Genomic DNA, 20,723 nt, shown 5'->3' on the forward strand with positions numbered 1-20,723 from the left:
ATGAAGCACATCCTCGTTGGCGCACTGGCCCTGGCGCTGTCGGCCTCGGCCCTGGCTGAAAACTACGTTGGCGCCACCATCGGTTCCAGCCACATCGACATCGATTGCGGTTTGTCCACCGCCTGCGAAACCAGCGATACCGGCTTCAAGATCTACGGCGGTTTTGACGTCTCGCATCACGCATCGGTGCCCGGTCTGGCGCTGGAAGTGGGCTACATCGATTTCGGCACCGCGCATACCTCGATCGGCCCCGTCACGACACGCACCATTGACGTGTCTGCCCTGACTTTCGGTGCGGCCATGCGTCTGCACTTCACGCCGGCTTTCAGTGGCGTGGGCCGCCTCGGCCTGGCTTATGTGGATGGCAAGACCAGCACCCCCCTGGGCTCCAACTCCTCATCCAACCTGAAGTTGATTGGCGGCCTGGGCCTGGAGTACGCCGTGAACAAGCAGTTCAAGATCGTGGGTGCAGCTGACTTCACCACGTATGACACGGGTGCCGATACCGGTTCTGCGCACCTCATCAGCGTGGGCGCGCAGTACGGCTTCTGATTCCTGCCAGATCAGAACAGACGCTTGAAGCTCAGGTCAAGGCGGTTGACCGTCTGGCCTGAGCGTCTGGTGCGTACCACGTCCAGCATCACCGTGTTTTGCTTGTCCAGATACTTGGATTGAGTGAGCCGCATTTCCGTGGTCGCGCCGGATTGCCCCAATGGGCGAGAAATCTGACTGATCGTGATGATCGACTTCATGTCAAACACCTCGCGTACCAGCATGCCCAAGGTGGGTTTGGCGTAGAGGTAGCCGTGCTGGTGATAGCCCCAGCCTCCTCCCATCAGCGCGAAGGCGTCGATGTCTCGGCTTGGGCGCCAGGTTGCGCCGATGTTGCCTTCCATCAGAAAGGCCATGCCATCCCGCGTTGCATCCTTCATCTGGCGATCGAAGCCGATGGTGACGCCCCCTGAGAGTCCGCCGGTCATCGGGTCGCGAGGCAGCAGCGATTGCGTGCCGTAGACCGTCAGGTGGTCGATCGATACCTTTCCATTGCGGGGATCGATCAGCAAGGCTGAGTCAAACAGGCGCAACTCGTTTTCGCTGTTGTACTCGGTATTGTTGTCTTCCAGCTTGTGAGACATGGGCAGGTAGTCCAGTTTCAACAAGTCACGGCCATGGTGATGGCGCCACCCCAGGCTGAGTTGCCGTTCCCTTGGCGCCAGCGAAGGGTCACGGCTCGTGTTGGTTTCGAGCGCGAGACCAGCGAATCGCTGCTCGAGTGGGCGCAGGGCCTGGTCCATCTTCTGCCAGCGCTCGAACGTCACGTCCTTTTGCTCGAAGCGATAGTGGTTGTATGCGCGAGCCAGATTGGTGACCAGAAAGCCTTGCTGCTCTTCAAGCTGCACGCTCCATGTCGCCAGATCGGATGTCTTGTCAGCATCGACCAGCGCCTGTGTTTGTTGAACCACTTTGTCTGGCAGTTCCCCTTGGACGTTTTTGACCAGCCACTTGGCAGGCGTTCTGACTGTGACGTTGGCAATCAGTTGGGCTGACTGCGCGCGCTGAATCACGGACTTGGGTGTGACCCAATGGCTGGGTTTGTCCTGCATGTGTGGGGCGGCGATTGCCAGAATCTGTTCAACCAGCGTGGCGCAATTGAAATCCTGAAAGAAGTAGGTGATCCGGGCGTGCTTGAGCTCGATCATGTGAAGCTGAAGCAGCTTGAACTCATATGGCTGGAGCGCCAGATCGTATTCCCACAAAGAGCGTTGCTCCTTGACCAGATATTGATCCTGCTCGTCCTTGTATGGCGACAGCAGAAAGTAGCCTGGCTTGCCCACGACCATGCTGTCGTAGAACAGTTTGGGGATGTTGAATGAATCAGCGTCCGTGAAAAAGGAAATGGCGTGTTCGAGTGTCTGCCCCTCGGCGTTGCGTCCGCTGACTTTGAGAAACAGGTGACCCATCATGCTGGAGGGCTGGCTGAGATTCTCTGACGCAAAAACGAGTGAAATGGTCTGTGCTGGTGCGCGAGCCAGAAAGTCCGTGAGCTCCACGCATTGGTCTGTGGGCGTGACGGGCAGTTGCAGTTCGGTTTGAAGCCAAGCCAGGCGAGCAGGGAATCGGCAAGCAGCTTCCCGAGCTTGCGATCCGTACAGCAACGCGATCGTGGCAATCAACTCCTTGCGCGGGGAAAAATCACCCAAGGTCAGGATGAAATGCTCGTCCTTGATCTGCGGTTCAAGGCCATTGAGGTGCAACAAGGCCGCCCAACGCGGCGATGCGTCGAGTTGTTTGCCTAGCGCCAACTGCTGTATCTGCTCAACTTGCCGCTCAGAGGTTGCCGCAAGAGTGCCGGTATGAAGTGCGAAGGCAAGCACGGACAAAAAAGCGGCCCGAAAGCCGCTTTTGATTCCGTTCAGACAATGTCTGATCGACATTACTGCGCGCAGGTCACAGTCACGTTGTCAGAGTACTTCCACATTTTTTCTGTGGAGGCATCGGTCGTGGAGCCCAGCAGGCCGCCAAAAATGATGTTGCCCCAGAACTTGAGGTCGATGCTGGGATCAACGGAAGTTTGAGGTGCGCAACCTTGGGTCTCAACCTTGAACACCTTGGGGCTCTTTTGACGAGCAACGCTCACCACGCCAGGGCCAGTGAAGGGCACGCCGTCCACGGTACCTTGGAAGGACTTGCCGTTGGTCGAGGTCACGTTGATCTGTTGGTTCTTGTCGTTCAGGATCGACGCGCAACCCGTCATCAGCAGTGCGGTACCCATCACAGCGGCGATAGCCAGCTTATTCATGAAAAACTCCTAACTAGTCAGTTGAATGAACAACGTTCATATCCAGGCGCATGGCCGGCCATGCGCCTTATCTCGGATGGGTATTGGGTGCGCCGGGCAATTGCCAGCGCGCAAAATATTGCAATTCAATTGCAATAAATCGTGCAGCCTGAATGGCTGTTCTTGTTATCCGCCTCCCTACTCCACGGATTTTGATCGTCGGGAGGGATTTTATGCGCGCACAAGTTCGCGGCAATAAGGAAAGACGCGACACCCTTGGTTACTGTTGTAGCAGTCTGACTGATTTCAGAAATCTTTAAGCAACATCAATAAAAAAAGAGCACCGCGAGGGTGCTCTTTTCACGTGGAGGGAAGGCCTGATCAGCCCTGTGCCTTCACCTTCAAACGCCATGCATGCAGCAGAGGCTCGGTGTAACCAGAAGGCTGTTCCTTGCCCTTGAACACCAGATCCAGCGCAGCCTGGAAGGCAGCACCAGTGGGGTTGGCCGCCAGCGACTTGTAGGCCGCGTCGCCAGCGTTCTGGCCGTCCACCACGACAGCCATGCGGCTGAAGGTTTCGCGAACCTGGGCTTCGGTCACCACGCCATGGTGCAGCCAGTTGGCCACGTGCTGGCTGGAGATGCGCAGCGTGGCGCGGTCTTCCATCAGGCCGATGTTGTGGATGTCAGGCACCTTGGAGCAACCGACGCCCTGGTCGATCCAGCGCACCACATAACCCAGGATGCCCTGGATGTTGTTGTCCAGCTCTTGCTGCTTGTCGGCGTCAGACCAGTTGGTGTCAGCGGCCACGGGGATGGTCAGCAGCTTGTCCATCAGGCTTTGTGCGTCTTCACCCGACTTCTCGATCTCCACTTGCACAGCGGCCACGCTCACTTGGTGATAGTGGATGGCGTGCAGCGTGGCGGCGGTAGGCGAAGGTGTCCAGGCGGTGTTGGCGCCAGCCTTGGGGTGACCGATCTTCTGCTTGAGCATCTCGGCCATCAGGTCAGGCATGGCCCACATGCCCTTGCCGATCTGGGCGCGGCCACGCAGGCCACATTGCAGACCGATCAGCACATTGCGGCGCTCGTAAGCGGCGATCCAGTCGCTGCCCTTGATGTCGCCCTTGCGCATCATCGGGCCGGCCAGCATGGCGGTGTGCATTTCGTCGCCAGTGCGGTCCAGGAAGCCGGTGTTGATGAAGGCGACGCGGCTTTGCGCGGCTGCGATACAGGCCTTCAGGTTGGCCGAGGTGCGGCGCTCTTCGTCCATGATGCCCAGCTTGACGGTGCTGTCAGGCAGGCCCAGCAGTTGTTCCACGCGGGTGAACAGCTCGGCAGCGAAAGCCACTTCGGCAGGGCCGTGCATCTTGGGCTTGACGATGTAGACCGAGCCCTTGCGCGAGTTGTTGATGCTGGCGCCGTCGATCTTGCCGTGGCCTTGCAGGTCGTGCATGGCGATGGTGGTGGTCACCACGGCGTCCATGATGCCTTCTGGGATTTCCTTGCCTTCAGCGCCCCACAGGATGGCGGGGTTCGTCATCAGGTGGCCCACGTTACGCACGAACATCAGCGAACGGCCGTGCAGCTTGACTTCGCCGCCATTGGCGCCGGTGTACACGCGGTCAGCATTGAGCTTGCGGGTGAAGGTCTTGCCGCCCTTGGCGACTTCTTCTGTCAGCGTGCCCAGCTGGATGCCCAGCCAGTTGCCGTAGCCCAGCACCTTGTCTTCGGCGTCCACAGCGGCCACGGAGTCTTCCAGGTCCAGGATGGTGGACAGGGCCGATTCCAGGATCAGGTCGGACACGCCTGCAGCGTCGGTCTTGCCGATGGCCGTGGTGGCGTCGATCTGGATGTCGATGTGCAGGCCGTTGTTGACCAGCAGCACGCTCTTCGGTGCTGCTGCGTCGCCCTGGAAGCCCACGAACTGAGCGGGGTTCTGCAGGCCTGTGGTCTTGCCGCCAGCCAGGCTCACGACCAGCTTGCCGCCTTCAACGCGGTAGCCGGTGGACTCCTTGTGCGAAGCGCCTTCCAGCGGAGCCGATTGGTCCAGGAAGTTGCGTGCGAAAGCGATCACCTTGGCGCCGCGCACGGGGTTGTAGCCCTTGCCCTTTTCAGCGCCGTCGGTTTCAGGGATGGCATCGGTGCCATACAGGGCGTCGTACAGGCTGCCCCAACGTGCGTTGGCGGCGTTCAGCGCGTAACGGGCGTTCAGGATGGGCACCACCAGCTGAGGGCCGGCTTGCGTGGCCAACTCGGCGTCCACGTTCGAAGTGGTCACCTTGGTGTCGGCAGGCACGGGCACCACGTAGCCAATCTTTTCCAGGTGGGCGCGGTAGGCAGCCATGTCCTTGATCGGGCCGGGGTTGGCGGTGTGCCAGGCGTCCATGTCGGCCTGGATGCGGTCACGCTCGGCCAGCAGGGCGGCGTTCTTGGGAGCCAGGTCGCTGACGATCGCGTCGAAACCGGCCCAGAACTTGGCGCTGTCGACGCCCGTGCCCGGCAGCACTTTGTCTTCGATGAAACGGAACAGTTCGGTCGCGACTTGCAAGCCGTGGACGGTGGTGCGTGCGGTCATGGGAAACCTCGTCAGGAAAAGGGATGAACAGTAGATAGGAAACAGGGCCGGGGCGCCAGTGCATGCCTGCACACAGTGGGGCCGTTTTTGAGCCGCTTGTCGCCTGTTTGAAGTGCCGGCAGTTTATTCGATACTTGGCTGAACATTAACAACCTGAAAATACATTGATTCGTGACTTTTATGCACGAATCGACCTTTGGCAGTGCGCAGAACGGACAAGCAGGGTTGCCCCCGGATTGTCTTGCACGCATCTCCTGATCAACATGCACCGTTCAGTCGTGGCCAGCCTGGGTCGCTTACAGGCAACGGGTAGGGAACCATGGATCGACTCAAGCAGATCGAATCTTTCGTGGCCGTGTCCACGAAGGGCAGCCTGACCGCAGCCGCCACCGCCGAGGGCGTGGCGCCTGCCGTCATCGGCCGCCGCATTGATGCGCTGGAAGAGCGCCTGGGCGTCAAGCTGCTGGTGCGCACCACGCGGCGCATCAGCCTCACGCACGAGGGCAGTGCCTTTCTGGAAGACGCGCAACGCCTGCTGGTGGACCTGGCCAATGCCGAAGCCAGCGTCAGCGCGGGCGGGCTGCAGGCCAGCGGCCATCTGCGCATCACGGCGCCAGCCGGCTTCGGGCGGCGGCACGTGGCGCCCCTGGTGCCGCGCTTTGTGGGCCTGCACCCGGAGGTGTCGCTGTCGCTGAACCTGTCCGACCGCCTGGTGGACCTGGTTAACGAAGGATTCGATTGCGCCGTGCGTGTGGGCGATCTGCCGGATTCCAGCCTGGTCAGCGTGCGCCTGGCCGACAACCGCCGCCTGTGCGTGGCCAGCCCGGCCTATCTGCAACGACGTGGTCGGCCCACTCGCCCCGAAGACATCACCCGCCACGATTGCCTCACGCTCAGCTCCGAAGCCAGCCAGACGCGGGGCTGGGCTTTCATGATCGACCACCAACTAAGTCATGTGCGCCCGCCCACGCGCCTGGATTGCTCTGATGGTCAGGTGCTGCACGCCTGGTGCCTGGAAGGCCTGGGCCTGGCCTGGCGCTCCTGGTGGGAGGTCGAGGCCGATGTGCGAGCAGGGCGGTTGGTCAGCGTGCTGGACGAATACGCCGCGCCACCCAACGGCATCTACGCGGTTTTTGCCCAACGCAAGCACCTGCCGCTGCGCTTGCGCCTGTGGATCGATTTCATCAAAGAGGCCTACGGCGATCCGGCCTATTGGCAGGGCAGCACCTCGGCTCCGGCATGATGGGCGCATGCTGACCGAATCGCTCCTGGCTTACGCCCACTTCGTCGCCATCCTCAGTGTGGTGGTGTTCCTGACCAGCGAGGCCGCGCTGTGCCGCACCGAGTGGCTCAACGCTGCCGTGGTGCGCCGCTTGGTGCGCCTGGACGTGATCTACCTGTGCGCGGCGCTGGCCGTGCTGATCACCGGCATCGCCCGCACCTGGTGGGGCATGAAGGGCACAGGCTGGTACTGGCATCAGCCGCTGTTGCACCTCAAGCTGACGCTGTTCGTGGTGATCGGGCTGATCTCGCTCAAGCCCACGTTCAGCTTCCTGCGCTGGCGCAAGGCGCTGGACGCCACGGGGCAACTGCCTTCGGAAGATGAGGTTAAAAGCGTGCGCAAGCTCATCATGCTGGAGGCGCACTTGCTGGTCCTGATTCCTCTGGCGGCCACGCTGCTGGTGCGAGGCGTCTGGACGCGGTGAGCGATTCGATCAGGCCATGAAAACAGGCCCCGAAGGGCCTGTAGAGCGATCCCGCCGATCATGCAAGCGGTAGCCCGGTGCCGGGCTGATCCGCTCAGGTGCGGGCGGGAATCGATTACTTCGATGCGGCCGGTGCTGCAGCGCCGCCATCTTTTTCGCACTTCTTGACGAAGGCGGTCTTGGCAGCGCCAGCCAGTGGCTTGCCATTCTTGCCCACGGCCTTGGCGGCACAGGCTGCGCCCGCATCGCCGCCGGCATCCTTTTCGCACTTCTTGACGAAGGCAGTCTTGGCTGCACCAGCCAGCGGCTTGCCGTTCTTGCCAACAGCCTTGGCCTCGCAGGCGGTGTCGGCGTGAGCCAGGGTGGACAGCAGAGCCAGGGAAACGGAAGCAATCAGAGCGCGCATGTCAGAACTCCAGGAGGTTGGTTTGGGAGGCGGGGCTAAGCAGGATGCAGCCGCGTCTCCACCTTCAACGCGCGAGTTCAAATTCAGGATGACGCCGGGCATGCTGCATTTGCGGACAAATGCAATCCACTACACGCGGCGAGGGCGGTCACATGATCCGCCGTGGGTGCGCCAGGGCTTCGTGCGCCGCATGCAGACGCCGTACCAGCACACGGATGAAGGCTTCGTCAAACAAGTGCCTGGCAGCGGGGCTCAACTGCTGCATGACCTCCGGCGTGAACGAGATCGTGGTGGTCGGCTCGGTCACGACCACATCGGTGCTGTGCCGGCGTAATTCAGGGCTGGGGGCCAGATAGGCCATCTCGCCCACGGACGTGCCCGCGCCCAGCAAAGCCACACGCTTGGCATTGCGGTACACCTCCACGCTGCCTTGCGCAATGATGTGGAAGGTGCGCCCCTCTTCGCCACGGCGGTACAGCGCATGGCCGAACGAGAAGCGCTGCCACTTGGCGCGGTGCACCACCTCCCACAGCTCCACGTCGCCGAAGGTCGAGAAGAAATCCAGCGAGCGCAGCAGGTTGAAGCGCTCTGAATCCAGCACGCCTTGCAGGTGCCCGCGCGGCACCTTGTGCTCGGTGATCAGGCCTGACAGCGCCTGCGCAAACTCGTCCCAGTTGGCGTAGCGGTCCTTCGGGTCCTTGGCCAGTGCCTTGAGGATCACGCAGTCCACGGCCGCATCCACACCCGAACGCATGCCGGCCAGTGGCGGCGCATCCTGGTTGTAGATCATGTTCATCAGCACCGCTTGCGAGGGCGCATCGAACGGCGGCTTGCCCGCCACCAGGTGATACAGCACGGCGCCCAGGCCGTAGATGTCGGCGCGGCAATCCAGCACCTGGCCGTCAATCTGCTCGGGCGACATATAGGCCAGCGAGCCCACTTGGTGCACCTGCGTGCAATCGGCGGTCATGTTGAGCACGCTGCCGAAATCGGTGATCTTCACGTCGGTGACCACGCCTTGCGCATTCGTGATCGCCAGGATGTTGGCTGGTTTCACATCACGGTGGATCAGGCCCTGGCGGTACACATAGCCCAGCGCCATCGCACACTTGAAGCCCACTTCAACGATCAGTTCCAGCGGCAGCAGTTGATCCGGACGGCAATAGCTGCGCAGCGTGGTGCCGGGCACATACTCCATCACCACATACGGCGAGGTCGGATCCGGCACCGCGTCAAAGATCTGGATGACATTGGGGTGCTGCAGGCGGCCGACCAGGGCAGCCTCGGCAGCAAAGAAGCGCGCATAGACGGGGCCATCCACCGCATCACCCAGGGCCGCCGAGCGCACGCGTTTGATCGCCACATCGCGCTCGTTGAAATCGTCCCGGCACAGGAACACCTCGCTGGTGGCGCCTTCGCCCAGTCGCTTGAGGATCCGGTACTTGCCGATCAGTCCGGTATCGAGGTCAATGTCGATGTCACCCATGGTGGCCCAGTGTGTCGCGCCGCGTTCCCTTGCCATTCATGCACGGCAAAGGCCCTTTTGGCAGCCATGACGCCATGTTGGCACTGTGCGCCCAATGCCGCCCGCTGAAAAGACCCCCGCGAAGTGTGCATTTCTTCGCATTTTTGTCGCCAGATGGCACAGCGCCCTGTCGCTCAGGATGCCCTGCTGTCGGCCAATAACCTATCAGCGACGGGTGCCTGCGTGGGATCTTGCGCTCTTGCAGTGCATGCGCCTGCCCGCCACTTTTCTGAAGAGACAAGCCATGAGCACACCACATCAGAACCAAGCAGCCAATCCGAAGATCATTCCGCGCGAGAAGCTCGACTTCCACCTGAACGACCAGGACATCCCCCGCTACTGGTGGGACAACAGCGCCTTCAAGACGCGCTTTGCCGATGCCATGTCCACGACCTTCCCTGTGGGCGAGCGCTTCTTCATCTCCTGCGTGCGTGACTACCGCGATCGCGTGACTGACCCGGCCTTGCAGCAGGAAATCAAGGACTTCATCCGCCAGGAAGGCCAGCACGGCATGGTGCACGACCTGTTCAATGGCCGGCTCAAGGAGCAGGGCGTGGCCGTGGGTGCGCTGGAGCGCATCTACAAATACTGGCTGTTCGACTTCTTCCGCAAATACGCCTCGCGCAAGCACACCCTGGCTTTCACGGCGGCGGCCGAACACATGACGGCCATCATGGTCCACCTGCTGTTCGACACCCCTGAGATGATCGAGCAGGCCGACCCTCGTCTGGCTGGCATGTACGCCTGGCACGCCATGGAAGAGATGGAGCACAAGGCCGTGGCCTTCGATGTGATGCAGAAGGTCGCCAAGGTGGGCTACGGCATGCGCATCCTGGCTTTCATCGAAATCAGCATCTTCTTCCCGTTGGCCACTTTCCTGGTCATGGACCACATGTTCAAGGTTGATGGCATGTCGCGCTGGCAGCGTGCCAAGGCCTGGACCAAGGGCCTGTGGTGGCTCTATGGCATCGGTGGCCTGTTCACCAAGCCGTCCTTCCTGGGGCATTACCTGGCGTATCTGAAACCCGGCTTCCACCCCTGGCAGGCGGGTGAATTGGGTACCTACAAGCTGTGGCTGGCCGAGTTGGAGCGCAGTGGCGACCCCATCGCCGCCGGCCAGACCCTGCGCATGGCCTGAGGTCCACCACGTTCGCGCCAGGATTCGCGTCTCAGGCCCCGTAGAATCCTGGGCATGATCCAAGCCAAGCGTGCCCTTCTTTCTGCACTGGGTGAAGCCCTGCGCCAGGTTGTGCCTGACGCCGCAGCCTCCTTCAACCCTGTTTTTGAAGCCCCCAAGCAGGCTGCCCACGGCGACCTCGCCGTGACGGCAGCCATGCAATTGGCCAAGCCCCTCAAAAAGAACCCTCGTGAACTGGCGACCGCCCTGGTCGACGCGCTCAATGCGCAAGCTGCCGTGCAGCAATGGGTGTCGGCCATCGAGATCGCCGGGCCGGGCTTCATCAACCTGCGCCTCAAGCCCGAAGCCAAGCAGTCCATCGTGACCGACGTGCTGGCCGATGCCGAGAAGTTCGGCTGGCAATCCGCTACCGAGAAAAAGGTGCTCGTCGAGTTCGTCTCTGCCAACCCCACCGGCCCGCTGCACGTGGGTCATGGCCGCCAGGGCGCCCTGGGTGATGCCTTGTGCAACCTGTTCGAAACGCAAGGCCAGCAGGTCACCCGCGAGTTCTATTACAACGATGCCGGCGTGCAGATCAGCACCCTGGCCTGGTCCACGCATGCGCGCATCAAGGGCCTGAAGCCCGGTGACGAGCACTGGCCCGAATCCGCCTACAACGGCGACTACATCCAGGACATCGCCAACGATTTCCTGGCCAAAAAGACCGTCAAGGCCGACGACCGCGAGTTCACCGCCTCGGGCGACCCGGAAGACATCGACGGCATCCGCCAGTTCGCCGTGGCCTACCTGCGCCACGAGCAGGATCTGGATCTGAAGGCCTTCGAAGTTCGCTTCGACAACTACTACCTCGAGTCCAGCCTGTACACCTCGGGCCGGGTTGAGGCAGCCGTTCAAAAGCTGAAAGACGCCGGCAAGACCTTCGAAGAAGGCGGCGCCCTGTGGCTGCGCTCCACCGACTATGGTGACGACAAGGACCGCGTGATGCGCAAGTCCGACGGCGGCTACACCTACTTCGTACCCGATGTGGCTTATCACATCGCCAAGTGGGAGCGCGGCTTCCAGCAGTGCGTCAACATCCAGGGCTCCGACCACCACGGCACCATTGCCCGCGTGCGCGCCGGCCTGCAAGCCGCTGGCGTGGGCATCCCCCAGGGCTGGCCTGACTACGTGCTGCACAAGATGGTCACCGTGATGAAGGACGGCGAGGAGGTCAAGATCTCCAAGCGCGCCGGCTCTTACGTCACATTGCGCGACCTGATCGAGTGGACCAGCAAGGACGCCGTGCGCTTCTTCCTGATCAGCCGCAAGGCCGACACCGAATTCACGTTTGATGTCGACCTGGCCCTCAAGCAGAACGACGAGAACCCCGTGTTCTACGTCCAGTACGCCCATGCCCGCATCCACTCGGTGCGTGCCCAGTACGTCGAGAAGCTCGGTGGCGATCTGGCTGCGCTGGATCGAGCCAATCTCGGCCTGTTGTCCGCTGACACGGAACTGGCGCTGATGACGAAACTCGCCGAATTCCCTGGCATGCTGACGTCCGCAGCACAAGGCTTGGCGCCGCACGACGTGGCTTTCTACCTGCGCGATCTGGCCAGTGCCTTCCACAGCTACTACGCTGCGGAACGTTTCCTGGTCGAGGATGTCGAACTCAGCCGTGCCCGCGTGGCGCTGCTGACGGCTACTGCCCAGGTGCTGCGCAACGGCCTGTCGCTGCTGGGTGTGAGCGCACCCGAGAAGATGTAAAGAATCTGGTCTGCCAGAGAGGATCTGATCCATGAATTCCCAACGCGGAGGTTTCTTCCTCGGCATGATCGTCGGCCTGTTGATCGGGCTGGCGCTCGCTCTTGGCGTGGCGCTTTACATCACCAAGGTGCCATTGCCCTTCATCGACAAGGTGCCTCAGCGGACCGCCGAGCAGGACGCCGCCGAGGCCGAAAAGAACAAGAACTGGGATCCCAACAGCCCGCTGTACGGCAAGAACCCGGCCAAGCCGCATCCGGTGCAGGTTGAAGCGCCTGCGGCGTCTGAGGCAGCGTCTGGCGTGGCGCCTGCTGCGGTCGAAACCCCTGTGGCACCCGCTGTGCCGGTGGCGCCTGTGGCTTCTGCGGCCAGTTCCGCCAAGGAAATCAAGGAAGCGAAGGCTGCGGCCAAGGCGGCGAGCGCCGCGGCATCTGCGGCGCGCAATCCTGCTGCCATTCTGTCGGGTGAACCCGTGTCCACCAATCCGGCCTCTGACTCGTTGAGCTATCAAGTGCAGGCTGGCGCCTATGGCAGCCAGGCCGAAGCCGAAACACAACGCGCCAAACTGGCCATGATGGGCTTGGAGCCCCGCATCCAGGAGCGCGAAGTCAACGGCCGCACCATGTACCGTGTCCGGATCGGGCCATTTGCTCAGCGTGAACAAGCCGATGAGGTTCGTGTCAAGCTGCAGGCAGCGGGCGTCGAATCGGCGCTGGTGCGGGTTCAGAAATAAAAGCTTGGGTTTACCGAAAGGACGTGTTCCATGAATCGCCGTGAGTTTTCGCTCCAGACATTGAGTGCCGCCGTTGGTGCCTTCGGGCTGGGCATGGCTGCCGTGTCTCCGTCGCAGGCGCTGGCGCAAGGCGGTCCGGTTGAGGGCACGCATTACTTCAAGCTGTCGCAAGCGGTGCCGACCAGCGCCCCCGCCGGCAAAATCGAGGTCCTGGAATTCTTCTGGTACGGGTGCCCTCACTGCAACCACTTCGAGCCTGCACTGGCTGCCTGGTCCGCCAAATTGCCGGTGGACGTGGTTTTCCGCCGTGTCCCGGTTGTGCTGCGTGAGAATCCCGGCGCCATTCACCAGCGCTTGTTCTATGCCCTGGACGCCATGGGCTTGTTGCCCGCCATGCACGCCAAGGTCTTCCATGCCCTGCATGAAGAAGGTCAGCGCCTGGATTCGCCCGAAGCCATCGGTGACTTCATGGCCAAGAACGGCGTTGACAAGGCCAAGTTCCTGAGCACGCTGGATTCCTTTGGCGTGCAAAGCAAGTGTAAGCAGGCGCGTGCCCTGGCTGACGCTTACAAGCTCGATGGCGTGCCCACCGTGGGTATCGCAGGCCAGTATTTCACCTCGGTGGGCCTCAACGGCTCCAACGAGAAGACGCTGGCCACCGTCAATGCCTTGATCGACAAGGCTCGCAAAGGCAAGTAAATCGCCTTGCTCGTATGGGGGGATGCCCCCCTCATCTCGATGTGTGCAAATCCAACCGTGGTGCGCCGATTTCGCCAAATTGACCACCGCGGCGCAGCGCTTCATGGCTACAATGAATGCAAAATTCATGCCGAAGATGCTGCTGATTTACCCTAACCGTTCTCGTCTGCTTGTGCTGGCTGGCCTTCTGGCGGCGCTGAGCGCCATGCCGGCTCGATCAGAGAAGACAGACCGCTCGCAGCCGCTCAATTTCGCGGCCGATTCCGCCCGGGTCGATGACGTGCAACGTCTGAACATCCTCAGCGGTAATGTGGAGATCACCAAAGGCTCCATGACGGTGCATGCCGACCGTGTCGAAGTGCGCCAGAACCCGGACGGCTCCCAGACGGCCACGGCACTCGGAGGCCCAGGTGGGCGCGCTTATTTCAAGCAAAAGCGCGAAGGCCTGGATGAGGCCATCGAAGGCGAAGCCGAGAAAGTAGTTTACGAGGGCAAGGATGACACGGTTCACTTCACGGGCCGTGCCGTCATGCGCCGGCTCAAGGGTGTAACGCTGACCGACGAAGTCACCGGTCAGGCCATCGTGTACGACAACAAGACATCCGTCTTTCAGGTCGTGGGCAACTCTGGCAATACGTCAACGACCAAAGGTCGCGTGCGCGGTGTGATCACGCCTCGTGGTGCTGCAGAACCGGCGCCCGCCGCCAAGGAAAAGGGCGCCAGCCTGACCCCCGCCGCCACCTTGTCGCAACCTGAGGGCGGGCGTTGAGCATGAGCGATACCCCCCCATCGGTCACCATTGAAACCAGCCAGCTTCGTGCCGAAGGCCTGAAGAAGCGCTACGGCGCCCGCACCGTCGTCCACGATGTGCATGTGGCCGTCAAGGCGGGCGAGGTGGTTGGCCTGCTGGGCCCCAATGGCGCCGGCAAGACCACCAGCTTCTACATGATCGTGGGCCTGGTGCGTGCCGATGCCGGCCTGATCGACATCGATGGCCAGCGGGTTGAAAAGTTGCCGATTCACCAGCGTTCGCGCCTGGGTTTGAGCTACCTGCCGCAAGAGGCATCCATCTTTCGCCAGCTCAATGTGGAAGACAACATCCGCGCCGTGCTGGAGCTGCAGATCGATGACAAGGGCAAGCGCCTGAGCAAGCCCGTCATCGAAGAGCGTCTCAACACGCTGCTGCATGACCTCAGTATCGAGAAGCTGCGCACCAGCCCGTCACTGGCCTTGTCCGGTGGCGAGCGCCGTCGCGTCGAGATCGCCCGTGCGCTGGCAACCCAGCCTCGCTTCATCCTGCTGGACGAGCCTTTTGCTGGTGTGGACCCGATCGCCGTGATCGAGATCCAGCGCATCATCAGTTTCCTGAAAGCGCGTGGTATTGGCGTGCTGATCACCGATCACAACGTGCGCGAAACCCTGGGCATTTGCGACAGGGCCTACATCATCAGCGAGGGCCGGGTGCTGGCGGAAGGCCGCCCGGCGGACATCATCAACAACGCCGAGGTCCGCAAGGTCTACCTCGGCGAACACTTCCGCATGTAAGCGCGACCCAGCAGGCAGCAGCCATGAAGCCATCCTTGCAGTTCCGGCTGTCCCAACATCTCGCGCTGACGCCTCAGTTGCAGCAGTCCATCCGATTGCTGCAACTGTCCACGCTGGAGCTGCACCAGGAAGTCGAGCAGATGCTGGAGCAAAACCCCTTCCTGGAGCCGGAAGAGGAGTTCTCGCCGCTGGAAACCGCTGCATCTGCCGAGTTCGAGCGCCAGCGCAATGAACGTGTCAGCTCGGAAGACAGCGGCGCAGATCGCGAAGGCGGCACAGGTGAAGCTGAAACGCCAGCGCTCGATACCGCCGATCTGGGCACCACCGAGCGCGACGATTGGGAAAACGGCACCGAGCGCGATGACTTCGATGGCATCAGCGAAACGCCGTCGCGCACCAGCAGTGGCGATGACGATGATTTCGATCCGCTGGAGCGCAACGCCGTCTCCATCTCCTTGCAAGAGCACCTGCGCCAGCAACTCAGCGGCACACGCCTGAGCGACCAGGACATGGCGGCGGTCGACGTTCTGATCGAGTCGCTCAACGAGGACGGCTACCTGGCCGACGCCATCGAAGAAATTGCTGAAAGCCTGACGCCCGAAGACGCCGATGAAGAGATGCGCGATGAGATCCTCTCGCGCCTGAAATGCGCGCTGGGCTGGTTGCAGAACCTGGAGCCCGTTGGTGTGGGCGCGGCCAACCTGTCCGAGTGCCTCGTGCTGCAATTGCGCACGATGCCGGTCAGCGAGGTGCGCCAGATCGCCATCCTCATCTGTCAGCATCACCTGGAGTTGCTGGCGCGCCGCGACATCAAGAAGCTGGCTGCCGCCACGGGTGCGGACGATGCGCTGATCAAGGAGGCGCAAGGCCTCATCGTCACGCTGGAGCCCAAGCCGGGCCGGGCCTTCACCCGCGCCGAAGCCAACATCATCGTGCCTGATGTCATCGTGCAGAAGTCGGGCCGGGGCTGGAAGGTCGTGCTCAATCCGGATGTGATGCCCAAGCTGCGCATCAATGATCTGTATGCGCAGGCCTTGCGTTCGTCGCGTTCGCCGCGCGGCACGGCCGCCACGGAAGCGCACACGGCACTGAGCGCGCGTCTTCAGGAGGCGCGCTGGTTCGTCAAGAACATCATGCAACGCTTCGACACCATCCTGCGCGTCTCCAACGCCATCGTCGAGCGCCAGAAGAACTTCTTCACCCATGGCGAGATCGCCATGAAGCCGCTGGTGCTGCGAGAGATCGCCGATGAGCTGGGTCTGCACGAGTCCACCATCTCGCGCGTGACCACGGCCAAGTACATGAACACGCCCTTTGGCACCTTCGAGCTGAAGTATTTCTTCGGCTCCTCGCTCAATACCGAGGCGGGCGGCAATGCATCCAGCACGGCCGTGCGTGCGCTCATCAAGCAACTCGTGTCTGCCGAAGACCCCAAGAAGCCCTTGTCCGACAGCCAACTCTCCAGCATGCTGGAAGAGCAGGGCATCCAGGTTGCGCGCCGTACCGTGGCCAAGTACCGTGAAGCCCTCAAGATCGCGCCCGCCAATCTGCGCAAGGCACTCTGATCCAGGCTGATCAGATGCCGTGTTGACGGCGCAGCCTGGGTGCGCAGACTTGCCTTTTTCACCGCCACCATGCCGACTTCGTTTTCTCACCTGATCAGCCTGCTGCCCTGGCAGGACTGGGCCGCGCTGGCCTTGTTCTTCTTTGGTTGGGTAGGCTACGCCCAGTTCGCCAGTCATCGTGCCAAGGTGGAGCGCACGCTGCTGGCCAGCACCAATCACTACCGTCGCCTGTGGATGGTGCAGGTCACCCATCGCGATCAGCGCATCGTTGACGCTGCCGTGACGCAAAACCTCGCCAGCAGCCCCAGCTTCTGGGCCTCCACCACCATCCTGGTTCTGGGTGGCTTGCTGGCTGTGCTGGGCACCAACGAACGCGCCAGCGAGCTCGTCAAGGATCTGCCCTTTGCGGCGCGCACGTCCATGCTGGTCTTCGACATCAAGATCATCGTGCTGCTGGGCGTCTTTGTTTACGCCTTCTTCCGCTTCACCTGGTCCATGCGCGTCTACTCTTTTGGCGCCATCCTTGTCGGGGCGGCACCCAATGTCGATGTGTTCGACCGAGGCGAGGCCGATCGCGAGGCCTTTGCCGAGCGCGCCGGCAAACTCATGGGCGCCGCCGCTGAAAGCTTTGCCGACGGCCTGCGTGCCTACTACCTGTCTTTTGCCGTTATCGGCTGGTTTGTCTCGCCCGCTGTCTTTGCCATTGGCACCCTCGCGGTGCTCTGGGTGCTGTATCGGCGAGAATTCCGCTCCGACGTGCTGGCCATCCTGCGCCCCGACGCGTCCTGACCCTTTCCAGATTGCCCATCATGCCCATCAAGCCTCCTCGTCGTCCCGTTGTGTCCTCGGCCACAGGCCGTCCCTCGGGATCCCGCGAGGGCGATGCGCCTCGTGGTGACCGTGGTGGCGACCGCGGCGATCAGCGTGGGGCGTCGCGCTCTGGGCCTGGCTCGGCCCAGGCTGGGCAGGGCAGGGGGTACGACCGTGCGCCAGGTCCCAGGTCCGATCGGCCGGCGCCTTCCCGCTCGCCCGTCCGTCCAGAGGATCGTCCGCGCTCCACGGCGCCCGTGCTGGCCGCTGATCGCCCGATGGCGCTCTACATGTCCTGCGCCTCCGGCGTGGAATCTCTGCTCGCGCAAGAGGTCGATCGCATCCTGGGCGGCAAAGGGCAGGTCGTCGAGTCACGTGGTGGCGTAGAGATTCAGCCGCCAGCGCAACTCCGCCAGCCCGCTGAGCGTCACGCAGCCATGGCCTATTTCGCCATGCGCCTCAACTTGGAAAGCCGTCTGGCCCAGCGCGTCCTGTGGCGCGTGGCCTCGCGTGTCTACCGCAATGAAGACGACATCTACCACCTCGGCCGCAGCGTCAATTGGTCGGACTGGATCACGCCCAACCACACCCTGCGTGTGGACGTCACCTCGCGCCGCAGTCACCTGCAAAGCCTGAACTTCGCCGCCTTGCGCGTCAAAGACGCCGTTTGCGATGACCTGCGCGAGCGCACCGGCGAGCGCCCCAACGTCGATACGCGCTACCCCGATCTCAGCCTGGTCCTCTACATGGACGACATGGAGGCCACGCTTTACGTCGACACCTCTGGCGAGGCCCTGTTCAAGCGTGGCTGGCGTGAAGACACCGGCGAAGCCCCGCTCAAAGAAACGCTCGCAGCGGCGATGCTGGCCGCTGCCGGCTGGCAAGGCCGCCCCGAAGACGGCGCCTTGCTGGACCCCTGCTGCGGCGCCGGCACCATCCCCATCGAAGCCGCTCAGATCGCCTGCGGCATCGCCCCAGGCTTGCAGCGCCGCTTCGCGTTCGAGAAGCTGCTGCCTTTCCGGTCTCATCTGGGCGAATGGCAAGCCTTGAAGCAAGCCGCCCGCGAGCGCCAGCGCCCGCCGCAAGTGGCCATCTACGCCGGCGACGTCTCCTTCCGCATGACCGACTTCGCCACGCGCAACGCCGAGCGCGCAGGCGTCAAGCAATACATCGAATTCAAGACCGCCGATGCCCTGCAGCGCCCCGTGCCCTGCGAGCGTGGTGTGCTCATGTTCAACCCGCCCTACGGCGAGCGGATCGACACCAAAGGCTCCGTGCGCAATGCCTACCGCGCGCGCTCCGAGTCGGAGTTAGGCGATGACATGCCTGCCAGCAACGTCAGAGCGGGGCGCGAGCAATTCCAGGACGACGAAGCCGCAACCTTCTTCCAGCGCCTCTCTTCGCACTGGAAAAAGCAATACACCGGCTGGAACGCCTGGATCCTCAGCCCCGACATGAAGTTGCCCAGCGCCATGCGCCTGAAGGAAAGCCGCCGCGTCGTGATGTTCAACGGCCCCATCGAATGCCGACTGTTCCGCTTTGATCTGGTTGCTGGCGGCAACCGTCGCCCTGGCGCGTCATCGACTGACACGCCTGCCGAGCCAGGCCCAACTGACGCTTCCTGATCAAGAAAGCCGGCGCCTACCTTGGCCCATCAAGGCTCGGAGGTGTTTTGCCGCCGACCATGCTGGTGCGGGGTGATGGGTTGATGCTCCACGCCCCACCTCCGGCGTCTTGCCCTGTCGCTAGTCGCTCCTTCTCCAGAGCTGCCGGCAGCCGTCACTGGCCCTCTGATGGGGCCCCGCGTGCCTGGGTGCTTTCACTCGAAAGCGGCCCCAATCACGCTCAAAGCAGCCAGAGGCGCGGTGTCTGCCCGCAAAACACGGGCGCCCAGCGTGATGGCGGTCCAGCCCGCGCCCAGCGCCGCCTGCTCCTCGTTCTCCGACAAGCCGCCTTCCGGCCCGCTCAAGAAGACAAAGCCCGGGCTTTCGGGCCGTGATGTGCCAGTCGATTGGCTCGCATCACCAGATGCCGCATTGAATGCGTCGCCGGCTGTAAGGGCTGCAGGTCCCTTGCCGACCAGCCACGCTCGCAGACTCACCGCATCGCGCAGGCTCAACACGCCTTTGTGCCCGGCTGAGGCCTCTAGCGTAGCGGCATCCCCCTTCAGCCAATTCTGAAGCGTTTGCACCTGGCGAACCTGCGGCACCACCGCGCGCCCCGACTGCTCACACGCCGATATCGCCACTGCGTGCCAGTGCGCCACCTTCTTGAGCGCACGTTCGCCATCCAGCCGCAAGACAGAGCGCTCGCAAACCAAGGGCTGAATCGCGTACACGCCAAGCTCCGCAGCCTTCTCGATCAGCGCGTCCATGCGGTCGTTGGCGGGCATCCCCATGGCCAGAGTCACCTTGACTGGCAACTCCCGGTTGACCACGACGGGTCCCTCCACCTCCACCATCACTTGCTTGCGCCCCATTTCCGTCACGCGAGCCTGGTGTTCACGTCCTTGCCCATCAAATAGTTGAATCAGGCCGCCGGGTTGCATCCGCAAAACCTGTACGTGCCTGGCGGCGCCATCCGGCAATGCGCATACGGTGCCGGGCAGCAAGGAGATCTCATCTCCGACATGAAAACGAGGCAACACGAGTGAGCGACCTTTCTCTATCTGATCCATCTGAATGTTCGCGGCTTGGTTGAGCGCCGATGAGTGCGATGCGAGCGAAATGCCGTGACCGTAGGCATCAAGCCGTTCCGACGCTCATTGTCCATCGTTACTGCCGCGAGCCGCATGGCTGCAAGACGGCCTTCGTATTGCGCAGCGGCCTGGCAGAAGGCTCGTTGCAAACCAAGTTTGATGACGTTGCCGAGCCGTCTTCGCTAGGGGAAAACAAGTTTCTTCAACTTTTTTGCAAAAACACTTGCGCACGCTGTCAAATCAGTGCCATAATTGCGTTCTTCGCTGCTCACGACGACAAACAAGTCGGTAAGCAAATAAGCGGAAAGTTCTTTAAAAATTAACAGCCGATAAGCGTGGGTGTTTGGATGAAAGAAGCCAAATGCTCACGGATAGATAGAGACGAAATTCACTTGTAGTGAAGATCTGATCAATTCCGTTTAGTGAGTGAGTTTTTAAACAGAGATTAAACTGAAGAGTTTGATCCTGGCTCAGATTGAACGCTGGCGGCATGCCTTACACATGCAAGTCGAACGGCAGCGCGGGAGCAATCCTGGCGGCGAGTGGCGAACGGGTGAGTAATATATCGGAACGTGCCCAGTAGTGGGGGATAGCCCGGCGAAAGCCGGATTAATACCGCATGAGACCTGAGGGTGAAAGCGGGGGATCGCAAGACCTCGCGCTACTGGAGCGGCCGATATCAGATTAGCTAGTTGGTGGGGTAAAGGCCTACCAAGGCAACGATCTGTAGTTGGTCTGAGAGGACGACCAGCCACACTGGGACTGAGACACGGCCCAGACTCCTACGGGAGGCAGCAGT

Annotated in this window: 18 protein-coding genes and 1 rRNA gene; 13 read left to right on the plus strand and 6 right to left on the minus strand. The window is 62.0% G+C overall.

Annotated elements, in window-relative coordinates; all coding sequences use genetic code 11:
* On the plus strand, window positions 1–552 hold a 552-nt coding region (locus EPO09_RS11590), incomplete at its 5' end, for an outer membrane beta-barrel protein (RefSeq protein ID WP_290643230.1).
* A gap of 11 nt (window positions 553–563) precedes the next feature.
* Here EPO09_RS11590 and EPO09_RS11595 read toward each other — a convergent pair.
* The 3 genes from EPO09_RS11595 to EPO09_RS11605 form a co-directional block, all read right to left on the minus strand.
* Window positions 564–2,303 carry a DUF4105 domain-containing protein gene (locus tag EPO09_RS11595; RefSeq protein WP_290643232.1) on the minus strand — a complete coding sequence of 580 codons (1,740 nt, stop codon included), beginning with the start codon at window positions 2,301–2,303 and terminating at the stop codon, window positions 564–566.
* Window positions 2,304–2,434: 131 nt separating this feature from the next.
* Window positions 2,435–2,800: a hypothetical protein gene (locus EPO09_RS11600; RefSeq protein WP_290643234.1), complete on the minus strand. Its 366-nt coding sequence runs from the start codon at window positions 2,798–2,800 to the stop codon at window positions 2,435–2,437.
* Window positions 2,801–3,160: 360 nt separating this feature from the next.
* The gene (locus EPO09_RS11605) at window positions 3,161–5,356 is read right to left on the minus strand and encodes a malate synthase G (protein ID WP_290643236.1); all 2,196 of its coding nucleotides are present in this window, start codon (window positions 5,354–5,356) and stop codon (window positions 3,161–3,163) included.
* 319 nt (window positions 5,357–5,675) lie between these two features.
* Here EPO09_RS11605 and EPO09_RS11610 point away from each other — a divergent pair, with 319 nt between their 5' ends.
* Both EPO09_RS11610 and EPO09_RS11615 read left to right on the plus strand, forming a co-directional pair.
* Window positions 5,676–6,599 carry a LysR family transcriptional regulator gene (locus EPO09_RS11610; protein WP_290643238.1) on the plus strand — a complete coding sequence of 308 codons (924 nt, stop codon included), beginning with the start codon at window positions 5,676–5,678 and terminating at the stop codon, window positions 6,597–6,599.
* Window positions 6,600–6,606: 7 nt separating this feature from the next.
* Window positions 6,607–7,062, plus strand: a complete 456-nt coding sequence (locus EPO09_RS11615; protein WP_290643240.1) for a DUF2214 family protein — start codon at window positions 6,607–6,609, stop codon at window positions 7,060–7,062.
* A 115-nt stretch (window positions 7,063–7,177) separates the two neighbouring features.
* On the opposite strand, the gene EPO09_RS11620 is transcribed toward EPO09_RS11615, so the two are convergent.
* Together EPO09_RS11620 and EPO09_RS11625 are read right to left on the minus strand one after the other, a co-directional pair.
* On the minus strand, window positions 7,178–7,468 hold the full coding sequence (locus EPO09_RS11620) for a hypothetical protein (RefSeq protein ID WP_290643242.1): 291 nt from the start codon (window positions 7,466–7,468) through the stop codon (window positions 7,178–7,180).
* Window positions 7,469–7,616: 148 nt separating this feature from the next.
* Complete coding sequence (locus tag EPO09_RS11625) at window positions 7,617–8,954, minus strand: serine/threonine-protein kinase (protein ID WP_290643244.1); 1,338 nt, start codon at window positions 8,952–8,954, stop codon at window positions 7,617–7,619.
* Between the two features lie 283 nt (window positions 8,955–9,237).
* On the opposite strand from EPO09_RS11625, the gene EPO09_RS11630 reads away from it, so the two are divergent.
* From EPO09_RS11630 to EPO09_RS11670, 9 genes are all read left to right on the plus strand, one after another.
* Window positions 9,238–10,131, plus strand: coding sequence for a metal-dependent hydrolase (locus tag EPO09_RS11630; protein WP_290643246.1), 894 nt, complete (start codon window positions 9,238–9,240; stop codon window positions 10,129–10,131).
* 54 nt (window positions 10,132–10,185) lie between these two features.
* Window positions 10,186–11,877 (plus strand): arginine--tRNA ligase, encoded by a 1,692-nt coding sequence (argS, locus tag EPO09_RS11635; protein ID WP_290643248.1) that lies wholly within the window; start codon window positions 10,186–10,188, stop codon window positions 11,875–11,877.
* A gap of 31 nt (window positions 11,878–11,908) precedes the next feature.
* A complete protein-coding gene (locus EPO09_RS11640; protein WP_290643250.1) occupies window positions 11,909–12,607 on the plus strand; it encodes an SPOR domain-containing protein in 699 nt (232 codons plus the stop codon).
* A 30-nt stretch (window positions 12,608–12,637) separates the two neighbouring features.
* Window positions 12,638–13,306: a thiol:disulfide interchange protein DsbA/DsbL gene (locus tag EPO09_RS11645; protein WP_290643252.1), complete on the plus strand. Its 669-nt coding sequence runs from the start codon at window positions 12,638–12,640 to the stop codon at window positions 13,304–13,306.
* Between the two features lie 127 nt (window positions 13,307–13,433).
* Window positions 13,434–14,075: a lipopolysaccharide transport periplasmic protein LptA gene (lptA, locus tag EPO09_RS11650; RefSeq protein ID WP_290643254.1), complete on the plus strand. Its 642-nt coding sequence runs from the start codon at window positions 13,434–13,436 to the stop codon at window positions 14,073–14,075.
* Window positions 14,076–14,077: 2 nt separating this feature from the next.
* Window positions 14,078–14,851, plus strand: coding sequence for an LPS export ABC transporter ATP-binding protein (gene lptB, locus EPO09_RS11655; protein WP_290643256.1), 774 nt, complete (start codon window positions 14,078–14,080; stop codon window positions 14,849–14,851).
* 23 nt (window positions 14,852–14,874) lie between these two features.
* Window positions 14,875–16,416, plus strand: coding sequence for an RNA polymerase factor sigma-54 (locus tag EPO09_RS11660; protein WP_290643258.1), 1,542 nt, complete (start codon window positions 14,875–14,877; stop codon window positions 16,414–16,416).
* Between the two features lie 39 nt (window positions 16,417–16,455).
* Window positions 16,456–17,205: a DUF599 domain-containing protein gene (locus tag EPO09_RS11665; protein WP_367200064.1), complete on the plus strand. Its 750-nt coding sequence runs from the start codon at window positions 16,456–16,458 to the stop codon at window positions 17,203–17,205.
* A gap of 20 nt (window positions 17,206–17,225) precedes the next feature.
* Entirely contained in the window at window positions 17,226–18,851 is a 1,626-nt protein-coding gene (locus EPO09_RS11670) for a class I SAM-dependent RNA methyltransferase (protein ID WP_367200065.1), read from the plus strand.
* 194 nt (window positions 18,852–19,045) lie between these two features.
* Here the strand turns inward: EPO09_RS11670 and EPO09_RS11675 are convergent, their stop codons facing one another.
* Window positions 19,046–19,873: a 16S rRNA (uracil(1498)-N(3))-methyltransferase gene (locus tag EPO09_RS11675; protein ID WP_290643260.1), complete on the minus strand. Its 828-nt coding sequence runs from the start codon at window positions 19,871–19,873 to the stop codon at window positions 19,046–19,048.
* Window positions 19,874–20,371: 498 nt separating this feature from the next.
* On the opposite strand from EPO09_RS11675, the gene EPO09_RS11680 reads away from it, so the two are divergent.
* Window positions 20,372–20,723 (plus strand): 16S ribosomal RNA (locus EPO09_RS11680); the annotation flags it as partial.

Origin of the sequence: Aquabacterium sp. (genome assembly GCF_004297345.1) — a bacterium.
GTDB lineage: Bacteria > Pseudomonadota > Gammaproteobacteria > Burkholderiales > Burkholderiaceae_C > Aquabacterium.

Bases quoted from the DNA above. Each gene is read 5' to 3' on its own strand.
- EPO09_RS11600 (WP_290643234.1), bottom strand. From the start codon at position 2,800: ATGAATAAGCTGGCTATCGCCGCTGTGATGGGTACCGCACTGCTGATG.
- EPO09_RS11605 (WP_290643236.1), bottom strand. From the start codon at position 5,356: ATGACCGCACGCACCACCGTCCACGGCTTGCAAGTCGCGACCGAACTG.
- EPO09_RS11610 (WP_290643238.1), top strand. From the start codon at position 5,676: ATGGATCGACTCAAGCAGATCGAATCTTTCGTGGCCGTGTCCACGAAG.
- EPO09_RS11615 (WP_290643240.1), top strand. From the start codon at position 6,607: ATGCTGACCGAATCGCTCCTGGCTTACGCCCACTTCGTCGCCATCCTC.
- EPO09_RS11620 (WP_290643242.1), bottom strand. From the start codon at position 7,468: ATGCGCGCTCTGATTGCTTCCGTTTCCCTGGCTCTGCTGTCCACCCTG.
- EPO09_RS11625 (WP_290643244.1), bottom strand. From the start codon at position 8,954: ATGGGTGACATCGACATTGACCTCGATACCGGACTGATCGGCAAGTAC.
- EPO09_RS11630 (WP_290643246.1), top strand. From the start codon at position 9,238: ATGAGCACACCACATCAGAACCAAGCAGCCAATCCGAAGATCATTCCG.
- argS (WP_290643248.1), top strand. From the start codon at position 10,186: ATGATCCAAGCCAAGCGTGCCCTTCTTTCTGCACTGGGTGAAGCCCTG.
- EPO09_RS11640 (WP_290643250.1), top strand. From the start codon at position 11,909: ATGAATTCCCAACGCGGAGGTTTCTTCCTCGGCATGATCGTCGGCCTG.
- EPO09_RS11645 (WP_290643252.1), top strand. From the start codon at position 12,638: ATGAATCGCCGTGAGTTTTCGCTCCAGACATTGAGTGCCGCCGTTGGT.
- lptA (WP_290643254.1), top strand. From the start codon at position 13,434: ATGCCGAAGATGCTGCTGATTTACCCTAACCGTTCTCGTCTGCTTGTG.
- lptB (WP_290643256.1), top strand. From the start codon at position 14,078: ATGAGCGATACCCCCCCATCGGTCACCATTGAAACCAGCCAGCTTCGT.
- EPO09_RS11660 (WP_290643258.1), top strand. From the start codon at position 14,875: ATGAAGCCATCCTTGCAGTTCCGGCTGTCCCAACATCTCGCGCTGACG.
- EPO09_RS11670 (WP_367200065.1), top strand. From the start codon at position 17,226: ATGCCCATCAAGCCTCCTCGTCGTCCCGTTGTGTCCTCGGCCACAGGC.